The sequence below is a fragment of the Actinomycetota bacterium genome, assembly GCA_014360655.1.
In the GTDB taxonomy this organism is placed as follows: Bacteria; Actinomycetota; Geothermincolia; order Geothermincolales; family RBG-13-55-18; genus JACIXC01.
Map to the genome: position 1 here is coordinate 38981 of JACIXC010000012.1, position 21084 is coordinate 60064.

General features: G+C 63.8%; 21 protein-coding genes and 1 tRNA gene. 13 read left to right on the top strand and 9 right to left on the bottom strand.

Translation table 11 applies throughout. The annotated features are described in order from the left end of the window. Positions 1-443 precede the first annotated feature (443 nt). The 3 genes from H5T73_09140 to H5T73_09150 all read right to left on the bottom strand — a co-directional run bounded on the left by H5T73_09140 (position 444) and on the right by H5T73_09150 (position 3883). The gene (locus H5T73_09140; GenBank protein ID MBC7247929.1) at positions 444-1508 is read right to left on the bottom strand and encodes a hypothetical protein; all 1065 of its coding nucleotides are present in this window, start codon (positions 1506-1508) and stop codon (positions 444-446) included. A 256-nt stretch (positions 1509-1764) separates the two neighbouring features. Further along, a complete protein-coding gene (locus tag H5T73_09145; GenBank protein ID MBC7247930.1) occupies positions 1765-2892 on the bottom strand; it encodes an acyl-CoA dehydrogenase family protein in 1128 nt (375 codons plus the stop codon). 172 nt (positions 2893-3064) lie between these two features. After that, positions 3065-3883, bottom strand: coding sequence for an NAD-dependent deacylase (locus H5T73_09150; GenBank protein MBC7247931.1), 819 nt, complete (start codon positions 3881-3883; stop codon positions 3065-3067). Between the two features lie 405 nt (positions 3884-4288). Here H5T73_09150 and H5T73_09155 point away from each other — a divergent pair, with 405 nt between their 5' ends. From H5T73_09155 to H5T73_09170, 4 genes are all read left to right on the top strand, one after another. Further along, entirely contained in the window at positions 4289-5086 is a 798-nt protein-coding gene (locus tag H5T73_09155; GenBank protein ID MBC7247932.1) for a methyltransferase domain-containing protein, read from the top strand. Positions 5087-5140: 54 nt separating this feature from the next. Continuing rightward, a complete protein-coding gene (locus H5T73_09160; GenBank protein ID MBC7247933.1) occupies positions 5141-6439 on the top strand; it encodes a radical SAM protein in 1299 nt (432 codons plus the stop codon). 166 nt (positions 6440-6605) lie between these two features. Further along, positions 6606-7451, top strand: coding sequence for a YihY/virulence factor BrkB family protein (locus tag H5T73_09165; protein ID MBC7247934.1), 846 nt, complete (start codon positions 6606-6608; stop codon positions 7449-7451). Between the two features lie 43 nt (positions 7452-7494). Continuing rightward, positions 7495-8697, top strand: a complete 1203-nt coding sequence (locus H5T73_09170; GenBank protein MBC7247935.1) for a M28 family peptidase — start codon at positions 7495-7497, stop codon at positions 8695-8697. 12 nt (positions 8698-8709) lie between these two features. Here the strand turns inward: H5T73_09170 and H5T73_09175 are convergent, their stop codons facing one another. After that, positions 8710-9963 carry an NAD(P)/FAD-dependent oxidoreductase gene (locus H5T73_09175; GenBank protein MBC7247936.1) on the bottom strand — a complete coding sequence of 418 codons (1254 nt, stop codon included), beginning with the start codon at positions 9961-9963 and terminating at the stop codon, positions 8710-8712. Between the two features lie 509 nt (positions 9964-10472). Here H5T73_09175 and H5T73_09180 point away from each other — a divergent pair. The 6 genes from H5T73_09180 to H5T73_09205 all read left to right on the top strand — a co-directional run bounded on the left by H5T73_09180 (position 10473) and on the right by H5T73_09205 (position 14721). Then, complete coding sequence (locus H5T73_09180; GenBank protein ID MBC7247937.1) at positions 10473-11264, top strand: Mrp/NBP35 family ATP-binding protein; 792 nt, start codon at positions 10473-10475, stop codon at positions 11262-11264. 16 nt (positions 11265-11280) lie between these two features. Further along, on the top strand, positions 11281-11511 hold the full coding sequence (locus H5T73_09185) for a hypothetical protein (protein MBC7247938.1): 231 nt from the start codon (positions 11281-11283) through the stop codon (positions 11509-11511). Positions 11512-11802: 291 nt separating this feature from the next. Continuing rightward, positions 11803-12333, top strand: a complete 531-nt coding sequence (locus H5T73_09190) for a NifB/NifX family molybdenum-iron cluster-binding protein (protein ID MBC7247939.1) — start codon at positions 11803-11805, stop codon at positions 12331-12333. Then, entirely contained in the window at positions 12327-13211 is an 885-nt protein-coding gene (locus H5T73_09195) for an ATP-binding protein (GenBank protein MBC7247940.1), read from the top strand. The genes H5T73_09190 and H5T73_09195 overlap by 7 nt, the downstream gene beginning before the upstream one ends. Before the next feature lie 136 nt (positions 13212-13347). Beyond that, positions 13348-14229, top strand: coding sequence for an ATP-binding protein (locus H5T73_09200; GenBank protein ID MBC7247941.1), 882 nt, complete (start codon positions 13348-13350; stop codon positions 14227-14229). Between the two features lie 132 nt (positions 14230-14361). Further along, positions 14362-14721 carry a NifB/NifX family molybdenum-iron cluster-binding protein gene (locus H5T73_09205; GenBank protein MBC7247942.1) on the top strand — a complete coding sequence of 120 codons (360 nt, stop codon included), beginning with the start codon at positions 14362-14364 and terminating at the stop codon, positions 14719-14721. A 285-nt stretch (positions 14722-15006) separates the two neighbouring features. Here H5T73_09205 and H5T73_09210 read toward each other — a convergent pair whose 3' ends face one another. After that, positions 15007-15648, bottom strand: coding sequence for a DUF1847 domain-containing protein (locus H5T73_09210; GenBank protein ID MBC7247943.1), 642 nt, complete (start codon positions 15646-15648; stop codon positions 15007-15009). Between the two features lie 286 nt (positions 15649-15934). Between H5T73_09210 and H5T73_09215 the strand changes: the two genes are divergently transcribed. The 3 genes from H5T73_09215 (at position 15935) to H5T73_09225 (ending at position 18517) form a co-directional block, all read left to right on the top strand. Then, entirely contained in the window at positions 15935-16336 is a 402-nt protein-coding gene (locus tag H5T73_09215; protein ID MBC7247944.1) for a CoA-binding protein, read from the top strand. Between the two features lie 622 nt (positions 16337-16958). Further along, a complete protein-coding gene (locus tag H5T73_09220; GenBank protein ID MBC7247945.1) occupies positions 16959-17267 on the top strand; it encodes a DUF5320 domain-containing protein in 309 nt (102 codons plus the stop codon). 584 nt (positions 17268-17851) lie between these two features. After that, entirely contained in the window at positions 17852-18517 is a 666-nt protein-coding gene (locus H5T73_09225) for a DJ-1/PfpI family protein (GenBank protein MBC7247946.1), read from the top strand. A gap of 24 nt (positions 18518-18541) precedes the next feature. Here the strand turns inward: H5T73_09225 and H5T73_09230 are convergent, their stop codons facing one another. From H5T73_09230 to H5T73_09245, 4 genes are all read right to left on the bottom strand, one after another. Continuing rightward, on the bottom strand, positions 18542-18772 hold the full coding sequence (locus H5T73_09230; GenBank protein ID MBC7247947.1) for a hypothetical protein: 231 nt from the start codon (positions 18770-18772) through the stop codon (positions 18542-18544). Then, entirely contained in the window at positions 18760-19698 is a 939-nt protein-coding gene (locus tag H5T73_09235) for a tryptophan 7-halogenase (GenBank protein ID MBC7247948.1), read from the bottom strand. The genes H5T73_09230 and H5T73_09235 overlap by 13 nt, the downstream gene beginning before the upstream one ends. A gap of 270 nt (positions 19699-19968) precedes the next feature. Beyond that, a tRNA-Arg gene (locus H5T73_09240) sits at positions 19969-20044 on the bottom strand. A gap of 111 nt (positions 20045-20155) precedes the next feature. Continuing rightward, positions 20156-20902 (bottom strand): zinc ribbon domain-containing protein, encoded by a 747-nt coding sequence (locus tag H5T73_09245; protein ID MBC7247949.1) that lies wholly within the window; start codon positions 20900-20902, stop codon positions 20156-20158. Positions 20903-21084 lie beyond the last annotated feature (182 nt).

Here is a 21084-nt window from a genome sequence, read left to right on the forward strand (position 1 = left end):
ATTCGGCGCGCCGGCGGCGCGAGGTGGACCAAGGGTCAGGCACCCGGGTCACGCGGCCGTGCAACATCACGGGGTCGGATCTCAAAGCGTTGATCGGTCCAGATGAGATTGAATCCCCACGAGATGGCTTCGCTGCGCTCGCCATGACATGCAAGGATCAGAACCCGCCTGAATTCGGAAGAACGACGGGCAAGGCGAGATGGCTTCGCTGCGCTCGCCATGACATGTTACGGTTGTTCTTCCCGGCGAGTTGTTCTTCCCGGCGAGATGGCTTCGCTGCGCTCGCCATGACATGCAAGGATCAGAACCCGCCTGAATTCGGAAGAACGACGGGCAAGGCGAGATGGCTTCGCCGCGCTCGCCATGACATGCAAGGGCGCTCGCCAGGACATGTTCCGAGTGGACCGTGGCAGGCTTCGCCTTCAGGGCAGGAGGAACGATGCCTAGTCGTTCTTGCTCGAGAGGATCATCTCGAGATAGCTCTCCCGCTGCACCAGCTCGCCCAAGGCGAGTTCGCGACCACTGAAGGTCTCGAGGAGACCCCACATCCTCCCCGCCACGATGGAGGGTGCGTAGGGGTTGACCACCGCGATCCTGAAATGATCTCCCTTCCTCGCAAGTTTCGTCGGACGTCCCCAGCTGCGCAGGGGAAATTTCATGAGCTCCGCGTCCAGCGAGCTCTCCCCCTTCAGAGACCGGTAATACCCGCGGGCGTAATCCCGCGAGATATCCATTACCATGCGGTCTATCTCCTCCCCAAGCTCCTCCCGCAACACACGAAGCACGGCCGCGATGCCGTTGGTGTTGTGCAGGATGAAGCGTTTGCCGGAGATCTTCTCGAGTATCAACGCCTCGTCGGCGTTCCAGGAGAACTGCCTTGGCACCTCGAGGGGGACGCCGCACTCAGGGCATTGCTCGTACTGAAGATCCCTCTCGTCCTCGCAGGGGATGCCCAGCTCCACCTCCTGCTCTATGCGCTGCTCCAGTTCCGGTTCCCCCTCAGTCGCGACGATGTCGAGGGTCTCGCGCGTGGGCTCGTCCTTCCACACCGGCTCGCCCCTCCTCTTCTCAGCGGCCTCGAACACGCCCGCCCAGTCTCCCCTGCTCATGGGGTCGTTGTAATACCCCGAGATCCGCATGGTAAGCCGCTCACCCTCGCGGTAGTCGAGCACCTCAGCCAGCCCCAGGCCCCAATACTTGCAGAACCTGGCGACGAGGTTGTAGACCTCAAGGGGGGAGGGTTCATGCCCCGTGGTCGCGAGGTTGCGTATGAGGGAATCCGCGTAACGCCTGCCGTCCTTTCGCTTGCCCTCGATCACCAGGCGGGTGATATCGAAACCGATGCGCTCGGAAAGGGCGGGGAAGAGGGAGTTGAGCTCCTCCACGTCGTAAAGGGTGCCCCGTATATGGGGAGGAACACTGGCGGTGACAACACCGTTGGCATGCCAGATGTTTCCCCTGCCTATCCCCTTCGGCAATCCACACCGGGAACACGTCTTCCGTGCCATATCTCTCCCTCCCCCTCTATGGATCTCGAGTCGCAGCCATGCATGATCGTCCGCGGCGATCAACTGCATTATTTTATTATTATTTCGCTTACCATCCGTGTTTCCCTGCCCGAATAGCGGAGAAAAGGGGGTGCCGGCTGTCGCCGCGCTGATCAAGGATGCGGGATTTCCGTGATGTCGCGACGCCGGACCCGGAAAAGCAAGCGGGCCGCGCCGCGAACCTGTGAAGCGGGCAACCTGCCTCAGCCGTTCAGCTTCAACCGTTCAGCCTGCGGTAGCCGAGGGCGTGTTCCGCCTGCATCATCTTGTGGATCTCCGTGGTCCCCTCGTACAGGAGGGGCGCGCGCGCATTGCGGAAAAGCCGCTCCACGGGGTACTCCGCAGAGTAACCGTAGGCGCCGTGGATCTGCACCGCCATGTGGGCCGCCTGGAAGGCGCACTCCGTGGCGTGCCACTTGGCCAGGGAGGTCTCCCGCGTGTTCCTCACCCCCCGGTCCTTGAGCCATGCCGCCTGCCATACCAGGAGGCGCGAGGTCTCCAGGCCCCTGACCATCTCCGCGATCATCCCCTGCACGAACTGGAACCTCCCTATGGGCCTGCCGAAGGCGGTCCTCGTGTTGGCGTACCTTACCGAGGCTTCCAGCGCCGCGCGGATGGTGCCCAGGGCTCCCGCCGCCACGGTGAAACGCCCCATGTCCAGGGCGTACATGGCGATCTTGAATCCCTCGCCCTCCTCTCCCAGGCGGTTTTCCGCCGGGACCTCGACGTCGCTCATGAATATCTCTCCCGTGGACCCCGCCCATACCCCCATCTTGTGCCGGATATCCCTGGTCTCGATGCCCGGCATGGAGCGGTCGAGGAGGAAGGCGGAGATACCGCGGTGCCCCGCCTCCCTGTCCGTCTTGGCGAAGACCAGGAAATGGTCGGCCGCGTGGGCGTAGGAGATCCAGGTCTTCTGCCCGTTGAGGATGTAGCGGTCGCCGTCCCTCCTGGCGGTGGACTCCAGCCCCGCCACGTCGGAGCCCGCGTTGGGCTCGGTGAGCCCGAAGCAGGCGATCCTCTCCCCCTTCGCCTGCGGCACCAGGTAACGCCGCTTCTGTTCCTCGCTTCCGAAGCGCAGCAGGGTGAGGGAATTGAGGCCCAGGTGCACGGAGAGGAGGGTGCGGAACCCCCCGTCTCCCCTCTCTATCTCCTCGCAGATAAGGGCGGTGGACACGAAGTCCAGGCCCTGCCCGCCGTACTCCACGGGGATGGAGGCCCCCAGCATGCCCCGCTCCGCCATGCCCCGCACGATGCCCATGTCCAGCTCGTGGTCGCGGTCCAGTTGGGATATCCTGGGGATTATCTCCCGGTCCACGAACTCCGCGGCGGAGGCCTGCACCATCCTCTGCTCATCGCTCAGTGCGAAGCTTAAACCCGGTTGCGGTATGCACGGGCACAAGGCCGATCACTCCTTTCCCTGCCACATAAAACCGCCACCGGTTTGCCTTATACCGGTGGCCGCGGTTTCCCGCTTCCCCGCAGCGCCTCATCGCAAGCCCTGAAGCCGGCTCTACTCAGGACCGGAGCTCGCGCACGCGCTCCACGATGCGCGGCAGGACCTCGCCCGTCTTGCCGATGATGCCCAAGTCCACCAGCTCCGGGAAGTAGCAGCCGGTCGCGTTGATCTCGACGAGCTTCGCTCCCGCCTTCTTCGCGTACTCCGGGAGGTAGGCGGCGGGATAGACGGCCCCCGACGTCCCCAGGATAAGGAAGACATCCGCGCTCTTGGCCTCCGCTACCGCCAGGTGCATGTCCTGTACGGGCTCGCCGAAGGCCACCACGTCTATGCGGCATATCCCCCCGCAGCGGCAGCGCGAGGCGATGGAGATTATCCCCTCCAGGTCCCCTTCCCGCATGTATTCCACGAGTTTCCATCCCAGGGGGAAGAGCTCCTCCCTCGACAGGTGTACCTTCCCGCCGCAGGAGAGGCAGGCCAGGCGGTAGATATTGCCATGCACCTCTATGACCCGTGAATTCCCCGCCTCCCGGTGCAGGTTATCGATGTTCTGCGTGATGACCGAGCGCAGGATGCCCATTCTTTCCAGTTCGCCCAGCGCCGCGTGCCCGGGGTTGGGGAGCGCCCTTTCCAGCACCGAGAGCATCTCCGAAACGAAGCCCGTGGCCCGCGCGGGCACGCCGCCTCCCTGGAAGATGGAGGTGAAGACGTCGCCGCCCCCCACCTCGTAGGGATCGAAGCGGTCCCAGAGGCCGCCCGGGTCGCGGAAGGTGGGTATGCCGCTCTCCTCGGAGACGCCCGCCCCGGTGAAGGCCACCAGGCTCTTCGCCCCCTTTATCATGGAAGCCGCTTCTTCCAACAGGTCCTCAAGGCCCAAGCCGGTCTCCCTGCACTCCTGGCGCGGAAATCACCCGCCGACCGTGAGAAACGGTGTTCATCAGCCGAGCAACATAATGGTAAATCCCCGCGATGCTTTTCTCAATGCCCCGGCGCACGCCCCGGGCTGTTCCCGGCCTTCGGAACAAGAGAAACAGGCACCGCTTCGACGGGCTCTTTCGCGTCGCAGAGGTCCGCGCGTACGTCGCATCGGCCTGCAGGCGCCTTACGGGCCGAAAAAGCCCGAGATGCGGCCCTGTCGGAGCGTTTCCGAACGAGCGGCGATACGTTATCATTCTGATATAAGGGGTTGCACAGCTGTGGCCTTACCGTGTTGACCTGTCGGTTAGGCTGTCTCCCGGGGAAATGAGGAGGTGGACGGATGAGCGGAGAGAAAAAGGCGGGCATGACCTGGGACGCGGAGGACTACCGCGCTTCCTCTTCCCAGCAGAAGAAGTGGGGGCGCGAACTCATCGCCGGGCTGGGCCTCAAGGGCGACGAGCACGTCCTTGACATAGGGTGCGGGGACGGCGAGCTCACCGCGGAGATCGCCGCCCTGGTGCCGCGGGGAAGGGTGGTGGGGATAGACAGCTCACCCGAGATGATCGACCTGGCCAGGAAGACTTTTCCTCCCCATTCCTTCCCCAACCTTCACTGGGAAATCATGGACGCCGCGCAAATAGATTTTACGGAGGAGTTTGACATCGCCTTCTCCAATGCCGCGCTGCACTGGGTCGACGACCAGCCGGCTGTGCTGCGAGGCGTTCACGGCGCTCTCAAGGCGGGGGGCAGGCTCGTCTTCCAGATGGGGGGGCGGGGCAACGCCATGGACGTGGCCATGGTCCTCGTCTCCATGCTGGCCCGGGAGGAGTGGAACAGGTACTTTCACGACTTCGTCCTTCCCTACCGTTTCGGCGATCCCGCGGAGTTCGAGGGCTGGCTACGGGAAGCGGGCCTGCAGCCGCTGCGGGTGGAGCTCATCGACCGGGACATGGTGCAGCCGGGCAGGGAAGGGCTCGCCGCCTGGGTGCGCACCACCTGGCTCCCCTTCACGCAGCGCATACCCGAGGAGAGACGCGAGGAGTTCATCATGGAGCTGGTCGACGGTTACCTGGCCGACTTCCCCCTCGACGCGGAAGGGTTGGCGCACGTGAAAGCCGTGAGGCTGGAGGTGGAGGCCGTGAAACCCGAGCGCGGGCAGTGACGCCTGAACAGCATGCAGAGGCCTGCCGGCGGGACCTGAGCGAAAGGAGCGGCCTTGCGCGTGCTGCTGGTGAGCGAGAACCGCTGCCGGGAAAACCTGGTCCCCTACCCGTTGGGCGTTGCCTGTGTCGCCGCGGCCGCCCGGCAGGCGGGCCACGAGGTGGCGTGCCTGGACCTCATGTTCTCGGAGTGCCCGGTCGCGGACGTCATGCGGGCCATCGATGACTTCCGGCCGGACTGCATTGGCCTTTCCGTCCGCAACATCGACAACCAGGACATGTTCGCGGGCGAGTTCTACCTCCCCCCGGTGAGGGAGATCGTCGACGCGGTGAAGGGAGCGACCGCCGCGCCCGTGATCCTAGGCGGCGCCGGTTTCACCATCTTTCCGGAGGAATGCCTGGAATACCTGGACCTGGAGATGGGCGTGGTGGGCGAAGGGGAACGCGTCTTCCTCGAGCTCCTCGCCTGCCTGGAGGCGAAAGCGCAGCCGGATGACCTGCCCGGGCTGGCGTTGCGGCGGAACGGCACAGTCCGGACCAACCCGCCGGCTCCCCACGCCTGGCCGGGCTTGTTCCCGCCCCCGGAACGGGAGCTCTTCGATGTCACCCGCTACAACTGGATCCCGGGATCGTGCCCCCCCTTCGTGGCCAACCTGCAGGCACGCCGCGGCTGCCACATGCACTGCATCTACTGCACGAACCCGGGCATCGAGGGCCGCCTGGTGCGCGTGCGCCCGGCGCGGGAGGTGGCCGACGAGCTCGCCTCCCTGGAAAGGGATCACGGCCTGCGGTTTGTCATCTTCACCGACTCCCTCTTCAACTACCCCCCGCCATACGCCGAGGAACTCTGCCGCGAGATCGCCTCCCGCGGGCTGTCCATAAAGTGGTGGTGCAACCTCAACCCCCTCTACTGCGAGAGAAAATTGCTGGAGCTCCTGCGCGAAGCGGGCTGCGTGGGGATGAGCATCGGCAACGAGAGCGGTTCGGAGGATATCCTGGCGTCCCTTAAAAAGGGGTTTACCCGCGAGCAAGTCATAAGGGCGGTCCGCGACGCGCACGAGCTCGGCTTCCGCACCAACTGCTTCCTGCTGCTGGGAGGCCCGGGCGAGAACGAGCGCACCGTGCGGGAAAGCGTAGAGCTGATGGAGGAGCTCGCGCCCACGCAGGTCACGGTCACCGTGGGCATCCGCGTTTACCCGGGTTGCGAGATCCGGGAACTGGCCCTGCGGGAAGGCATGATCGAGGAGGGGCAGAACCTCCTCTTCCCCGCCTTCTATCTCTCGCGCGAGACGGAAAGCTGGCTTTACCCGTACATGCGCGAGCTCTGCGACGCCCACCCCGGATGGACGCTCTGAGCGTCCGCCTTTCCTCCCGCCCTCCACGCGACCCGCGCAAGCGTGACGCCCTACCGCGACACGTGCGTCCGCGGGCCGCGCGGGCGGCTTGCGGAGGTGGATTACCTCGCTCCATTCATGCAAAAATTACCACAGGAGACGCCCGTGGACAGGGAGGAGTTTCAGCTTGAGCGGGTTCCGGGAAAAGATGCGGGGGGCGGCCTCCTCGTTGGGCGCATGGAAGCGGGATGCCGGGGCGCTCTGGAAGGAGTTCGCGTTGCACGACGGCTCGCAGGCGGCGGCGGCCTTCGCCTTTTTTGCCTTCCTATCGCTCTTCGCACTGCTCATCCTGGCGAGCGGCATCCTGGGGATGGTGCTGAGGAACCGGCCCGACCTCCTGCGGCGGGCCGTCGATTACGTGGTGAGCCGTGCGCCGGGGATCTCCGAGATGGTCGAGGAGGCCCTCGACACCTCCGCGGATCTCGGCGGCCTGCTGGGCGTCATCGGTTTTCTGGGGCTGCTGCTCACGGGGACCAAGGTCACGGACTCGCTCCAGGTATGGCTGAACAGGATCTGGGGCTTCGAAAAACCATCCTTTGCAAGGAGGAAATCGAAGGGCCTGGTCATCCTGCTGGTGGTAGCCCTGGCCGTGTCCCTCGGCCTATTCCTGAACATCATCCTGGTGTATGCAGCTGGGAAGGTGGGGGGCTTGAAAATCCCCCTCTCGCTTCTCGCTTTTCTGGGAGCCGTCGCCGTGCAGGCCACCGCGCTCGCCTTCATCTTCGCGTATGCCACGGAAACCAGGATCGGCATGAGGAATGTGTGGAAGGGAGCCCTCGCGGCGGCCTTCCTCATCAACCCCCTGCTGCTCCTCCTCACCTGGTACTACACCCACATGGGGGACCTGGCGGCCGTGTACGGTTCCTTCGCGGGCGTGGTGCTGGGTATCCTTACCATCTACTACGCCGCCTACGTCATATACCTGGGAGCGGAGCTCAACCATTTCCTGTATAAACGGAAGAAGGCGGCATGATCACGTGTCTATCCGGTGGCCGTATCGCGAAAGGGAGGTGAAGATGGCCGAGGGCGAGCGTTATGCCGATTACATGTACGGGCTGATCGACCGGGTGATGAAGGAGATCGGCCCCCGGGAATCCTGCAGCGAGCAGGAGAGGAGGCTGGGAGCGTTGTTCGCGGAAGAGGTGCGTCCCGCCTGCCACGACGTGCACATGGAAAAGTTTACCTGCAGCCCCAAGGCCTTCCTCGGCTTCTTCCCCTACCTGGTGGCGGGCTACCTGGCCGCCCTGGCCCTCTATTTCGTCCTGCCTCCCCTCTCCCTCATCATGACCGCCCTGGGCGTGGGCGTGCTTTACTTCGAGCTCATCCGCTACCGCGAGATGATAGATCCTCTCTTCCGCAAGCGGGAAGGGGAAAACGTCGTCGCCGTCATACGCCCGAGCGGCGAGGCGAGGCGCAGGTTCATCGTCTCCGCTCACCTGGACTCCGCGTACGAGTTCAAGGTCTGGTACTGGCTTAAGGGAGCCTCCGTGCCCGCCATGATCCTGGCCTTCGCAGCGCCCCTGCTGCTCCTCGGGGCCTCCCTGGCGCGCACTCTCGCCGGGTCGACCGGCTTCCCGGACAGCACCGCCTTCCGCGTGCTGGGATACGTGTGCCTGGGTTTCGTGCCCGTTATCCTCCCCTTCGCCTTCTTCCACACCGGGGACGTCGTGCCGGGGGCCATGGACGACATGGCGGGGGTGAGCGTCCTCGCCGGGCTGGCGAAATACCTCGGCGAGAGCAGGGAAGGCGGCGGTTTCTATCCCCGCAACACCGAGGTTGTCCTCCTGGCCCTCTCCTGCGAGGAAGCCGGCCTGCGGGGGGCCAGGCGCTACGCCGCGGCGCACCGGCGGGAACTTCTCTCCCTGCCCACCCACGCCGTCTTCCTGGACGGGATATACGACGAACGGTACCTCACCGTCTTCAGACGCGAGCTCTGGTGCGGCGCGAAGATGGACCCCTACCTGGTGGAGCTGGCGCGCGAGGCCGCGGAGGCCAACGGGTACCCCGTGAAGACCATGGTGATGGCGGTGGGGGCCAGCGACGCCAGCGCCTTCGCGCGCGAGGGCATCCCCTCCGTTTCCATCTGTTGCCAGGATGCCGGCCGCCTGGTTCCCCATTACCACACGCGACTGGACACCATAGACAAGGTGAGGCCGCAGTCCCTTGCCGTTTCCCTGCAGGTGGTGCAGGACATGCTGCGCCGCCTGGACGGGAGCTGACCCGGAATCCGCTCAGAAAATCCTCCTGCGCGCTTCCCAGGCGATGTCGCGGAAGGCGTCCGCCCAGAAGCCCGCGGTGTAGAGGTGGCGCGCGGGGAGAGCGCCGCTGAAGACCCGGGCGTAGATGTCCAGGATGTTTATATCGCCGCGCGGCCTCTCCCGCGTGGAGAGCGAGAGGAAGAAATTCGGCTTGGATATCCTTTCCAGCGGCCAGTAAAGCCTCCCCACCAGGTAGAGAGGGAAAAAACTGCCCGACATCAATTCCCTGCCGTAGGAGCGGAAGGAGAAGTCGCCGCTTTCCAGGGCCCGCACGATGCAGCGTGCCGCCGCGGCCGCGGAATCCGCGCAGATGGCCAGGCCTTCCCCGTTGAAGGGGTCCACACCCAGCTGTTCGCCGACGAAAAGCACCCTCTCGGCGGCGGCTGCCTGCAGCGGGGTGTAGGCCCTCTCCGGATAGGCCCGGAAATCCACCCCGCCAGCGAGCGCGCCAGCCAACTCCGGGTGGTTTCTCAGCACGGCGAAGTAAGCCTGCCTCAGCTCGGCGGCCCCGCCCCTGGCGAACCTTCCTCCCGAGATGCCGGTGTTGATCACCGGATTCCCGCACTCATCCAGGGAGGGAAAGAACCAGGCGTAACCAAGGACGCCGTGCAGGGGCGGGCTGAAGTCCAGCACCATCCTTTCCCCCAGGCCCGCGACCTCGGGCGCCACCGGCAGGTCCGCCTGCAGCAGGAGGTACTTCTGCCCGCGGGGCGGCAGGCCGAACCAGGTGCGACTCGGACCGTTCACACCGTCCGCTCCCACCAGGACCTCGCCCCGGCACAGCTCCCCGTCCCGCAGCACAACGGCAACGCCCTTCCTCTCCCGGTAGGCCCCCCGCACGGGAGCATCCGTCCTCACCTCGGCGCCCCTCTCGCCCGCCTCGCGCAGGAGCATGTCATCGAGGAGGCTGCGGCGCGTGATAAAGCACCTGTCGTTCCCGAAAGACGGGTAATACCTCTCGCTCCCGTAGCACACGGTGAATCCGCTCACCAACCTCCTGGGCAGCTTTTCCAGGTCTATCTCCAGTTCCTCCAGGCGGGCGGTCACCCTGCCGCTCACTCCCCCTCCGCAGATCTTCGTGCGGGGAAAGCGCCTGGCCTCCAGTATCACGACGTCGCCCGCGAGTTCCGGGCGCAGTCGCAGCAGCGAAATCGCGATCAGCGATCCCGCTGGCCCGCCTCCCACGACGATCACCTTGTACTTCCGCATCCCGTACCTCGTTCCCAAGCGTGCCTGCCCTTCCTACTCTATTTCTCGCGGCGCGAGTTACACTCCTCTTCCGCTCCACCTATAGAACCGCCGCCCACTTTCTCCGCCTTCTTTACCGCGGGGTGAAGCCCAGGGGGAGGCGGGCTTTTCCCGCATGAGGCATTGCTATCCCTCCAAGCCCCGATACGTCTTTCCTCCTCCGCGCATTATATCTTCCTCTCGCGAGCCCTGCAGCCGGAGGGCATGATGGGCTCCTCACCAAAACCGTTCCCGGGCCGGCCCTGAGGTCCCGCGCTCTCCTTCCCTCATTACATAACTTTTGCCTGATAACTCCATGGCGTTGTTTCACCGGGTCCATTCTTCAAGATCGCGAGCCGGGAAATGTGAACGCATGTATCCCAAGAGCAAGGTCGCCGTCGCTCACTGTTCTTGCGGAACGGGACCGGAGAACCTTCTTGCCCATGGACAATAAATAGCATATGTGTAATAATAGATCGGCGGTACACGAAAGATATGGAGGTGGCGACGTGGAAGGAAGGAAACCCGACCCGCTTGCAGGGCAAGCGGGAGAGGCACATGCGGGGATCGGCCGCTTTCTCGCCGTGATGAGCGGCAAGGGCGGCGTGGGTAAATCCTCGCTGACCGCCATGCTGGCGGCGGGAATGCAGAGGAAGGGGATGGCGGTCGGGGTGCTGGATGCCGACATCACCGGTCCCAGCATCCCCCGCATCATGGGCGTCAGGGGCCGGGTATGGGTCGAGGACGGGAAGATGAAGCCGCCGCTCTCGGCAGGCGGCATTCAGGTGATGTCCGCCAACCTGATACTGGAACGCGAGGACGACGCCCTCATCTGGAGAGGCCCCATGGTCTCCAGCGCCATAAGGCAGTTCTGGGAGGAGACCGCCTGGGGGAACCTCGATTACCTGCTCATCGACCTGCCTCCCGGCACTTCCGACGCGCCGTTGACCATAGTCCAGATGCTCCCGGCGACGGACGTCCTCATCGTCACCTCGCCGCAGGTCCTGGCCTCGATGATCGTGCGCAAGGCGATAAACATGGCCCGCAGGGTGGGAGCCAGGGTCATCGGCGTGGTCGAGAACATGGGCGAAGCCCGCTGCCCGCACTGCGGGGAGACCTTCGAGCTTTTCCGGGGAGATGGCACGGACCAGATGGTGCGGGAAATGGGGCTGCCCCTGCTGGGGAAGATTCCTTACGACCCGCGCATCGGCGAGCTCTGCGACCACGGGGCCGTCGAGATCTACGAATCCGAGGCCGTTAACGCCCTGGTATCGGCGGTCCTGGAAATAAGCGGCGGCTGATACGTACCGAGGGGCCTTGGAGCGCGCCATGGAATGGAGGCACGGGAAAGAAGAGGCGGTGAAGCCGCATCCGGATAGTACTCCAGTCGAGGCGGCGGCGAACCCGCCCGCTTCCCGGTCGGCAGGCCAGCCCTGGTACGAGCTGGCGCGGGAGGCGGCCCAGATCGTGGTGAGCGCCCTGGCGCTCTATGCATCCATCAGGTCTTTCCTGGAAAAGATGCGCAGGCGGCGCCGGGGCGACGTTTGAGGGGAGGTGAGAGGGATGTTCGCAGGCAGGAGAGGTGGAGGCGGCGCAGGGCGCGCCTCCGGAGGCCGCGGCCTCGGGGGAAGCGCGCGTTGCACCTGCCCCCAGTGCGGATACAGCGAACCCCACCAGAGGGGCATACCCTGCGCGAGCAAGAGCTGCCCCAAGTGCGGGACACGCATGGTGGGAGCACGCTGCTGAAGCGAATCGCTCGTCGTTGCGCCGGGAACCGCGGGACCCGGCAGGAAAAGGTTGAGGAGAGTAGAGAGAAGAATCCGGTGAGAAGGAGGAAAGATGAAGGTAGCGGTTTCATCGGGTGGGCCGGACCTGGACAGCGCGGTTGATCCCCGCTTCGGACGCTGCGCCTACCTCATATTCGTGGACACGGAGAACATGCAACACGAGGCGGTATCCAATCCCAACGTGGGAGCAGGGGGAGGCGCGGGCATAAGCACGGCCCAGATGGTGGTGGACAAGGGGGCACGGGCCGTGCTCACCGGAAACGTCGGGCCTAACGCCTTCGGCGTCCTGAGCCAGGCGGGAATATCCGTCTACACGGGGATAAGCGGCACGGTGAGGGAGGCGGTCGAGGCGTTGCAATCGGGGAGCGTGAGCTCCACTTCCTCTCCCACGGTGGGAGGACATTTCGGCATGCAACCGCCCGCGGCATATCCAGGCGCCGGCGGACCTGGTCCTACGCCTTTCTACCCGGGAGGCGTCGCCGGACCCGGCTACACCGGTGCCGGCATGGGTCCCGGCGGAGGCTGGGGAGGCGGGCGCGGGCGCCGCGGAGGCCGCGGCTGTGGAGGTGGCAGGCGTTGGTGATCGCCGTGGCCAGCGGCAAAGGCGGTACCGGCAAGACGCTGGTGGCCGTGAACCTGGCCCTGGCCCTGGCGCGGGAAGGCCGCGAGGTCCAGCTCATAGATTGTGACGTGGAGGAACCGAATGATCATCTCTTCCTCACACCCGAGATGTACGCATCGCGGAGGGTGGAGCTGACGGTCCCTCGCGTGGACCACGAGAGCTGCGACCTCTGCCGCGCGTGCGTGGATTTCTGCGCCTATCACGCCCTGGCCCTGGCGGGAGGCCGCGTCATGGTCTTCGACGAGCTATGCCACGCGTGCGGGGGATGTTCCCTTCTCTGCCCGCAAAAGGCCATACGGGAGGAGCCCGTGCCCATCGGCAGGATAGAGTGCGGCCAGGTCAAGGCGGGGGAGGGTGGGGGCAAGGACATCCGCTTCCGCCACGGGATCCTGGATATCGGGGAGCCAAAGGCGACCCCCATCACCCGGGAGTTGAAAAAGGAGCTTCACGGGCCGGCGATAACCATCCTGGACGGCGGGCCGGGCACGGGTTGTCCGGTCATGGAAACGGTGCGCGGTTGTGACTACTGCGTGCTGATGACGGAACCCACCCAGTTCGGCCTGCATGACCTGCGCATGGCCCTGGACATGGCGAGAGAACTGGGCGTGCCTTACGGGGTGGTCATCAACAAGTACGTGCTGGGAGGCGGCGGCATGGACACGTGGTGCGCCGAGAACGGGATCCCCGTTCTTCTCCGCATCCCCTACAAAAGGGAGTATGCATCCCTTTATTCCCGGGGGCTTAACCTGGTCGAGGAGCTTCCGGCATGGGGCGAGCGCTTCCTGCGCGTTTACCGGGAGATCGAAGCGAGCGTGGGGGCGAGAAAGGTGGGGACATGATGTTACCCGGCTTTTCGGCCTTTCCCCGCGCGGGGAGAACCTTGGGCGCAGGACTTGCAGCGGCTTCCCCGATGCGCGTGGAAGGAGGAGAGGGCGAGCGACGGGGCGAGTACAGGAACCATGGAGGCTGGTTCGGATGAAACAACTGGTCGTCTTGAGCGGCAAGGGGGGCACGGGAAAGACCACCGTGGCTGCGGCCCTGGCGCAGCTGGCGGGAAGGTCACTGATCGCCGACTGCGACGTGGAAGCCCCCAACCTGCACCTGGTCTTGAAGCCCAGCGTGACCAGGGCTTACACGCTGAAGGTATCAAGCAAGGCGGAGATCGACCCCGAAAAATGCGACCGGTGCGGCATATGCGAGGATTCATGCAGGTTCGAGGCCATCCGCGCCTTCCGGGTGGACCCCTATGCCTGCGAGGGATGCGGCCTCTGCGCGCGGCTGTGCCCCGTTCAGGCGGTGGAGCTCGTGGAGCGGGAGGGCGCGGAGGTCCTCCTGGGCGAAACGCCGTACGGGCCGCTGGTATGGGCTCGCCTCGCCGTGGGAGAGGAGGCCTCGGGTAAGGTGGTCTCCCAAGTGCGCATGGAGGCGCAGGCACTGGCCGCCGAGAAGGGCTACGACCTGCTTGTAGTGGACGGCTCGCCGGGAATAGGATGCCCGGTGATCGCCTCCGTGACCGGGGCAGATCTCGCACTCATGGTGGCCGAGCCCACCCTCTCCGGCCGTCACGACCTGCTGCGAGCCCTGCAGACCGCTTCCTTTTTCCGCATACCCTCACTGGTATGCATAAACAAGTGCGACATCAACGTGGAGGAGGCGAAGAGGATCAGGGATGCCAGCACCGCCATGGGAGTGGAGGTGGTGGCGGAGATCCCTTATCTTGAAGAACTCGCCGAGGCCGCGCGCCTTTCCATGTTACCCCTGGAAGCAGCGAACGGTGATATCGCCGCGCTCTTCCGACAACTATTCGAGAGGGTCATGGAAAGGATGGACGCTCGCGCCACCCCTCCGAAAAGTTAGTTTGACATTTGCTCTTTTTACGGAGCAACATATACGAGACGAGGAAGTCCGGGATCGTTCAGGATAGGGAGAACCTCAGGGGCCGCGCGGCTCCCGGTTCATCTCAGAAGAGACTTGAAAAGGAGGCAACCGATGTTGATCTGCGTAGCTGCCGAGCAGGGAAAGGTCTGTGCGCATTTCGGCCATTGCGAGGAGTTCGCCATCTTCGAGGCGGAGGGAGGGGAGGTAAGACTTCGCGAGTATATGCCCAACCCCGGCCACGCTCCCGGCACACTCCCCCCCATGCTGAAGGACTGGGGGGTGACCCACGTGATAGCCGGCGGCATGGGCAACCGGGCAGTGGCCCTCTTCCGGTCCATGGGAATCGAGGTCGTCACGGGCGCTCAGGGTGAGCTCGAGGAGATCGCCCGGGCATTCGTCCGCGGAGACCTGGTCACGGAGGAGAACGTCTGCGACCACTCCGGTGAGCACGGGGCCGGTCACTGCCACTGAAGCGTCGAGGTGGGGCGATACGAACCGCTTAACCTTACTCGTGTCGATATTTAAGGGCCTGCGGCCGAGGACGCCCTTTTGACACGGCGCCTGTAACGCTCTGCCCGCGAAGCCATCCACGCCTTCCTTGCCCGCTTCCGAGTCTTTCCGGCTTACAGGATTTTACGGTGTATTTCGCGCTTGAAGTGCAGCGTTCATTTTCGGGATGCAACAAGCGCGCCTGGAGCTCGTGCCGGAGCCCTTGCTCCACGCCGGGCGACTTCCTCCTGGCGGTGTATATGGGCCTTATTCCGCGGCGGTCTTTATCTTCCCGTAATACGACTCGGCGAGGTATACGGGCTGCAGGGGGCAATGCCCGGTGACCCTGTCCTTGGTGGCCAGCACGGTGGTGAGCACCCTGGTGGTGGCGATGAAAATGGAGTCGTGGCCCACGCATAATCCCAGGAGGATGTTCAGCTGGGAGCCCTCTCTTTCCAGCACCAGGGCCTGGGCGGCGGGGTTGCAGGCTCCCTCGTAGGTGCCCGGGTTGATCTTCTCCTCGTCCCTCACGCCGAATCTTTCCTTGGAAATCCCTCCCAGCTTGCAGCAGACCGCGACCACTTCGAACCCGCGGCTTTCCAGGATGTCGGCCAGGGTCGCCGCCTCCTTGCGCAACCCCACGCAAAAGGCGATCCCCAGCTTCTGCAATCCCAGCCTCCGCGCGAAGTCGATCATCTCCTCCACCCTGGTCTTGCGACAGTAATTGACGCCCTCCACCACCGAGGAAACGCGGGCAACCTCTGAAAGCTCCCCGCGGATCAGGTTCTCGCTCTCTTCTTCTATCTCCTCCTTGTACACGACGGAGGGGCAGAAGGCGGGGGCATGGTCGAAGACGTTCAGGTAGCATAGCGGGGCCGCGCAAGCGGTGCATTTTACGGGCTTCTTCATCTCCAGCTCCTTTCTTCCCGGGGGTTTCAGGATCTCCGTGGAATAGTTCTCCAGGGCCGGTTACCGCATCCCGATTATGGGCATTCGTATCAGTATTGCAAGGCCACGATATCATAATCCGCCCGCTTTCCGAAAACCCCGGCAACAGGCCATTGAAGGCGCGTCTTCCCCGCTCTACGTGCGGCCCCTAACCCCCTCCCCGGTGCCACAAGCCGGGCCCCTCATCCCCCGGCCCTTGCATGGTATACTCTCTTCCTGAAAGGAGTTCGCGAACCGGGAATCCGCCATGAGCGATTTTGACCTCACCAGGATGGGATGCATCGCGGTATTCGGCGCCACGCAGGACCGCTCCAAGTTCGGGTACAAGGTCCTCAAGGATCTCCAGCAGGGAGGTTACCGTGTCTACGGGATCAATCCCAATTACGATGAGATCGAAGGGTGCCCGTGCTTTCCCGGCATAGGGAGCCTGCCGCAGAAGCCGGACCTGCTCATATTCGTCGTACCGCCCGAGATCACCGAGAAAGCGGTGGTCGAGGCCCACGAGGCCGGCATCAGGAAGATATGGATGCAGCCCGGGTCGGAATCCAAGAGGGCAATAGCCTTCTGCGCGGAAAAGGGCATGGATGTCGTCCACGATGCCTGCATCATGATCTACAGAAGAGAAGGTGGCAGGGACCTGCCCGTATAGTCCTCTCCCCCAATCGCCCCTCCTTTTCCTTACCTGGAAGGGCTGACGCGCGGAGGCTGAAGATACGGTGATCCCCCCTGCTTCTCCCCGGGTTTCCCGGAAAGGCAGGGACCTCCGCGGGTGCCTTTGCGCTGGTATTATTATGCATTAGCTAATAACCTGGGCGATGAGGCCCCGCTCAGGCGGAGGCGAGGAGATGCCCGGCTGCGACTCCTGGTCCGTGAGGTGTAGGACCGTTTTCTCATCCTCTTCTCTATAGGCCGGGAGATGATCACAGCAGCATCTATTTATTGACATATGCCCATATTAAGGGTATGCTCTATCCAGGAGATGTTATCCGGCGACGGGAGGTGAGAATATGCCACCGGGAGGAAGAGGTGGATGGGGAAAACCCTATCCCTACTGCAGGTGCTACCCCTGGCTTCCAAGGCGCTGGTGGGCATACCCGGGTTACGGATACGGGATACCCTACGCAGGTTTCGGGAATTATATCCCCTGGAACGTACCCAGGAGCGGCTACCCCCCGTATTCCCCTCCAGCGCCTTTCGCTCCAGGTAGTTGGCAGAACACTTAAGTATGAGCTTTCTCGCACCACGGCAATCAAGTCACGAGGAGGTGAAAAATGGGAGGCTACGGCAACAGGAACATGTACCGCATGACGGGTCTTCCCGGTTGGATGAGGTTCGGTTACAGCCCCGGGTGGCAGGGGCGCAGCCCCAGCGGCCTGGGACCCTGCGCCGAATACCTGATGACCGGCAGGTGGCCTACGCCCCAGATGGAGCAGGCCTGGCAGCCCCGCCAGGCCACTGCGGGAGCAGGGTTTGCGATGGGCCCGGAGCAGGAACTCGACTTTCTCAAATCACGCGCAGACCTTCTCTCGCAACAGCTCGAGAACGTGCGCAAGCGCATCGAGGAGCTGGAAAAGAAATAGCCCTGGTGGCGTGGCGGAAAAGGCGGCCGGGTCTTGCCTGCTTTGGGCAGGCTCCCTACCCGGCGCCTTTCTTCCTTCTGTCCCAACGCTTCTCCGGCATCATAGCGATCTTGTTTAAATGTCACGGAGAGGAGAGTCCCGGGAAACGTCATCGCGATGAGCGGTTTAAACGTCATTGCGAGGAGCGGAGCGACGAAGCAATCTCCTCCGGACTTCCCCCGGGCCATAAGCAAGCCCCGGCATTATTCGCTTTCTTCCCGGCGAGATTGCCGCGTCGGCGCTTGCGCGCCTCCTCGCAATGACGGCAACGGGGCAACACGTTGGTGCCTGACCCCACCTGTTGCCCCGTTGGTGCCTGACCCCACCTGTTGCCCCGTTGGTGCCTGACCCCACCTGTTGACACTGGGAAACGTCATTGCGAGGAGCGGAGCGATGCGGCGACCTCCTCCGGATGAACGACCGTTTGTCCCCATTACCACCACGTATGATAATAAGTCATGGGGACGAATACATGATCGCGTGCCTCTTGCCCTTCGGCATCTACATGGACAAGGTCGGCAGGATAAACAGAGGGGGTAGGAACGATGAAAGCCACGAAAGCAGCTGCGCTGTTGCTTTCCCTGGCCATGCTCGCGTTATCCGTGGTCTCCTGCGGCAATGCCGGCGAAAGCCCCGCCCCGCCGCAACCGGCGCCGCTCAAGGAAAACGGAACGGGAACTCCGCCCGCGGTCCAGCCATCATCCGGCGACACCGTGCTCATGGTCGTATGCCAGGACGGCTTCCAGGATATCGAGTACAACACGGTGCGCGGCGAGCTGGCCGCCGCCGGATACAAGGTGAGCGTGGCCGCCCCGCAGAAGGCGACGGCCTCCGGCGTATCCGGAACCAGCGTCGCCCCGGACCTCGCCCTGGCTGAGGCCCATGCAGCAGGTTACCTGGCGGTGGTCTTCATCGGGGGGCCGGGAACGGATTCTCTCTTCGATAACGAGGACGCGCACCGCCTGGCCATGGAAGCAGCGGAAGGGGGCAAGGTCCTGGCGGCCATATGCCTGGCCCCGGCGATCCTCGCCCGGGCCGGCTTGCTCGCGGGGAAGCGTGCCACCTCTTACCCGTCCGCCTCCGGCTACCTCACCACCGGCGGAGCCGACTACACCGGCAGCGAGGTCGAGGTGGACGGCAACGTCATCACCGCCTCCGGCCCGGACGCGAGCCACGACTTCGCCCAGGCGATCATCGACGCCCTACGCTGACCCGTGCTCCGGGATCCCCGTGTATCACGCATCCGTGGACAGGCGGTCGAAGCTTTTGCGCTCCCAGTTCCGGAAGTAACGGGTCCACATCTTGAGCCAGGGCGCGGGAACCGCCGGTCGCTCCCTGAGCTCGCGCACCGTCGCCTTGAGGCATGGCCCGCCCATATTCCGGTAGCGAAAGGCCCCGATACCCCAGAAATCGCGTATCCTTTTCCTGAGCTCCTTCTCGTCCTCGCTCGCGATCACCTTCCGCATGTCCCACCGGCGCCAGTCCGTGATGCAGTGGATGAGGAAGGGTCCTCCTTCACCCGCTCCTCGTAGAGGCTCAGGAAACGCCGGGAGGTGTCACCGGCTTCCAGTACCTCGACGGCCATGTCGGCCGCTATGTCCGCGGAGAACCAGGCGGCCGGCACCCCATCGCACAGCTCGGTGCTCTCCAGGCCAGCCGCGTCTCCCACCAGGATCATGCCGTCCGTATGATTGGGCATGCCCCGCAGCCGCGGATCCAACCCCACGAAGATCTCGAACCCCTCCCACGTGTGTGCCCGCAGCCTTATACGGGGTGCCACCTCGTCCCGCCACCAGGGCAGTTTCCCGGTCAGGTTCTCATGATAGACCTCGAAGAGCCTTCGCAGGTTGGGCACCCGCCCGCCGTCCAGGCGAAGGCACTGGTCCTGCATGAAATGGAGGCTGGAGTTGTAGGGCCAGGACATCAGGCCGTTTCCGTGTCCCAGGGGAGGCGCCACCTGCTGCTCATCCCAGCCCCAGCAGAAGCGCAGCTTGTACCCGAAGATGCGGTTCACGTCCTCCTTGTCCATCTCATAATCGTAGACATCGGCCAGGGTAATGGCCTCGGGCGGGTACTTCTCGCGCACCCCCGCCTTTATCGCCAGCAGGCCCTGTGAACCCTCCGCGTCGATCACCAACCGGCAGGGGATGCGCTCCCCGCCGTCGGTCACCACCCCGCAGACGGCGCCATTGCCGTCGCGGATCACGTCCACCACCGTGGTGGACGTGCGCAGCTCCACCCCCGATTCCACCGCACGGTTTGCTTCCCACTGGCAGAACGGCTTGCAGTAGGCGTTGTAGCCGAAGCTGAAGATGGGGGAGAAGGGCCTGGGGACCTTGAGGGAATCGTCGATATCGATGTCCCCGGCGTCTATGTCCTTTATGGTGTTCATCAGATCGGCGACATCGTCGTCAGCGGTTCCACTGGTCTTTGCTTGGTACCTTGAACCAGCATGAATGAACCACGTTCATCTATCAAAGAGCGAATTTACACACAAAAGGGCACGTTATCTCCCCGGAATCCGCTTGCATGATGACGGCTTACGGCAGTCAACGGCTCATGGGATGATGAAGCGAGGCTCCAGGGCTGACCGGTTGCCGTACGTTGACACCCATGGAAAAAGACGGGCCGGCACTTGTGAATACCGGCCCGGTTCCGTTACTGGAGCCCCTGGGGAGAATCGAACTCCCGACACAGGGATTAGGAATCCCTTGCTCTGTCCACTGAGCTACAGGGGCTCGATCTCTCTCCGGTTTCCCTGTCCGTTGTTTAAGTCAACCAAACCAAGAGTCGGCTCTCAGGTCATCTTAACCGTTACGCACCGTTTTTAACGTCCGTTATTATGGCCCTCACATGTTCATCATGTCCAGGTACCACTTGTCGCCTTCTTTGACCATCTGGAGCTCCGCGGGGGTTTCCGCGTCCTTGACGTCCTCCGTGCTCTCGGTTCCCGACTCGTCCACCACGGTGACCTTGCCCTCGACGATCTCCACCGTGGCCTTGTCGTCACCCTCCATTGTGGTCTTGTACTTCACGCCCGAGAACTTCATGCTCTTATAGGTCGAGAAGAACATGTCCTCGAAGAACTCGTCGATGCTCCCGTAATCGCCGTATGAGAGCATGGACTCCAGGTATTCCAGGGAGGAGGGAGCGATGGTGCTCTTTAGCAGCTTCGCGTCCTTGTTTTCCATCGCCTTGAGGAAGTTCGCCGCCACTTCCTCCGGCCCTCCCTTGCCTCCTCCTTCCCCACCGGTGAACCATTTCGGTCCCACTGCGAATCCCAGGAGAAGAACCACTATGGCGCCGACGACCAGCAGTCCCAAACCCCCGAAGAGGACGGCCTTGCCGCCCCCTCCCTTCTTGCCGCCCGCGGGCTGATAGTATCCGGGCGCGGGGGTGGCGGGTGGCGGCTGGTAGGAGGGTTGCATCCCCGCAGCCGGCGGGGCCGCTTCCCGTGGGGGTGGGGGTGTTGCAGCGCTCGGCGGTGGCGGCACCGTGGCGGCTTGCGTCGCCTCCGCCCGAGCAGGCGCCCCGCACTTGGGGCAGAAGGCGCTGCCCTCGCTCAGCTCGGAGCCGCATTTTTCACAAAAAGCCATGAGAACCTCCTTAGTAGCTTGCCGTTCAAATCACTTAAACAATGATAAACGTTTTCACGCCCTAAATCCATGCGCCGCGACAACACGGAAGGTGCCTGCCGAAACGACCCGGCACCCGACAAACCTGGAGGACTCCTGCCGAAACGACCCTGCACCTGATAACCGCATGCGCTGTTCGAAAT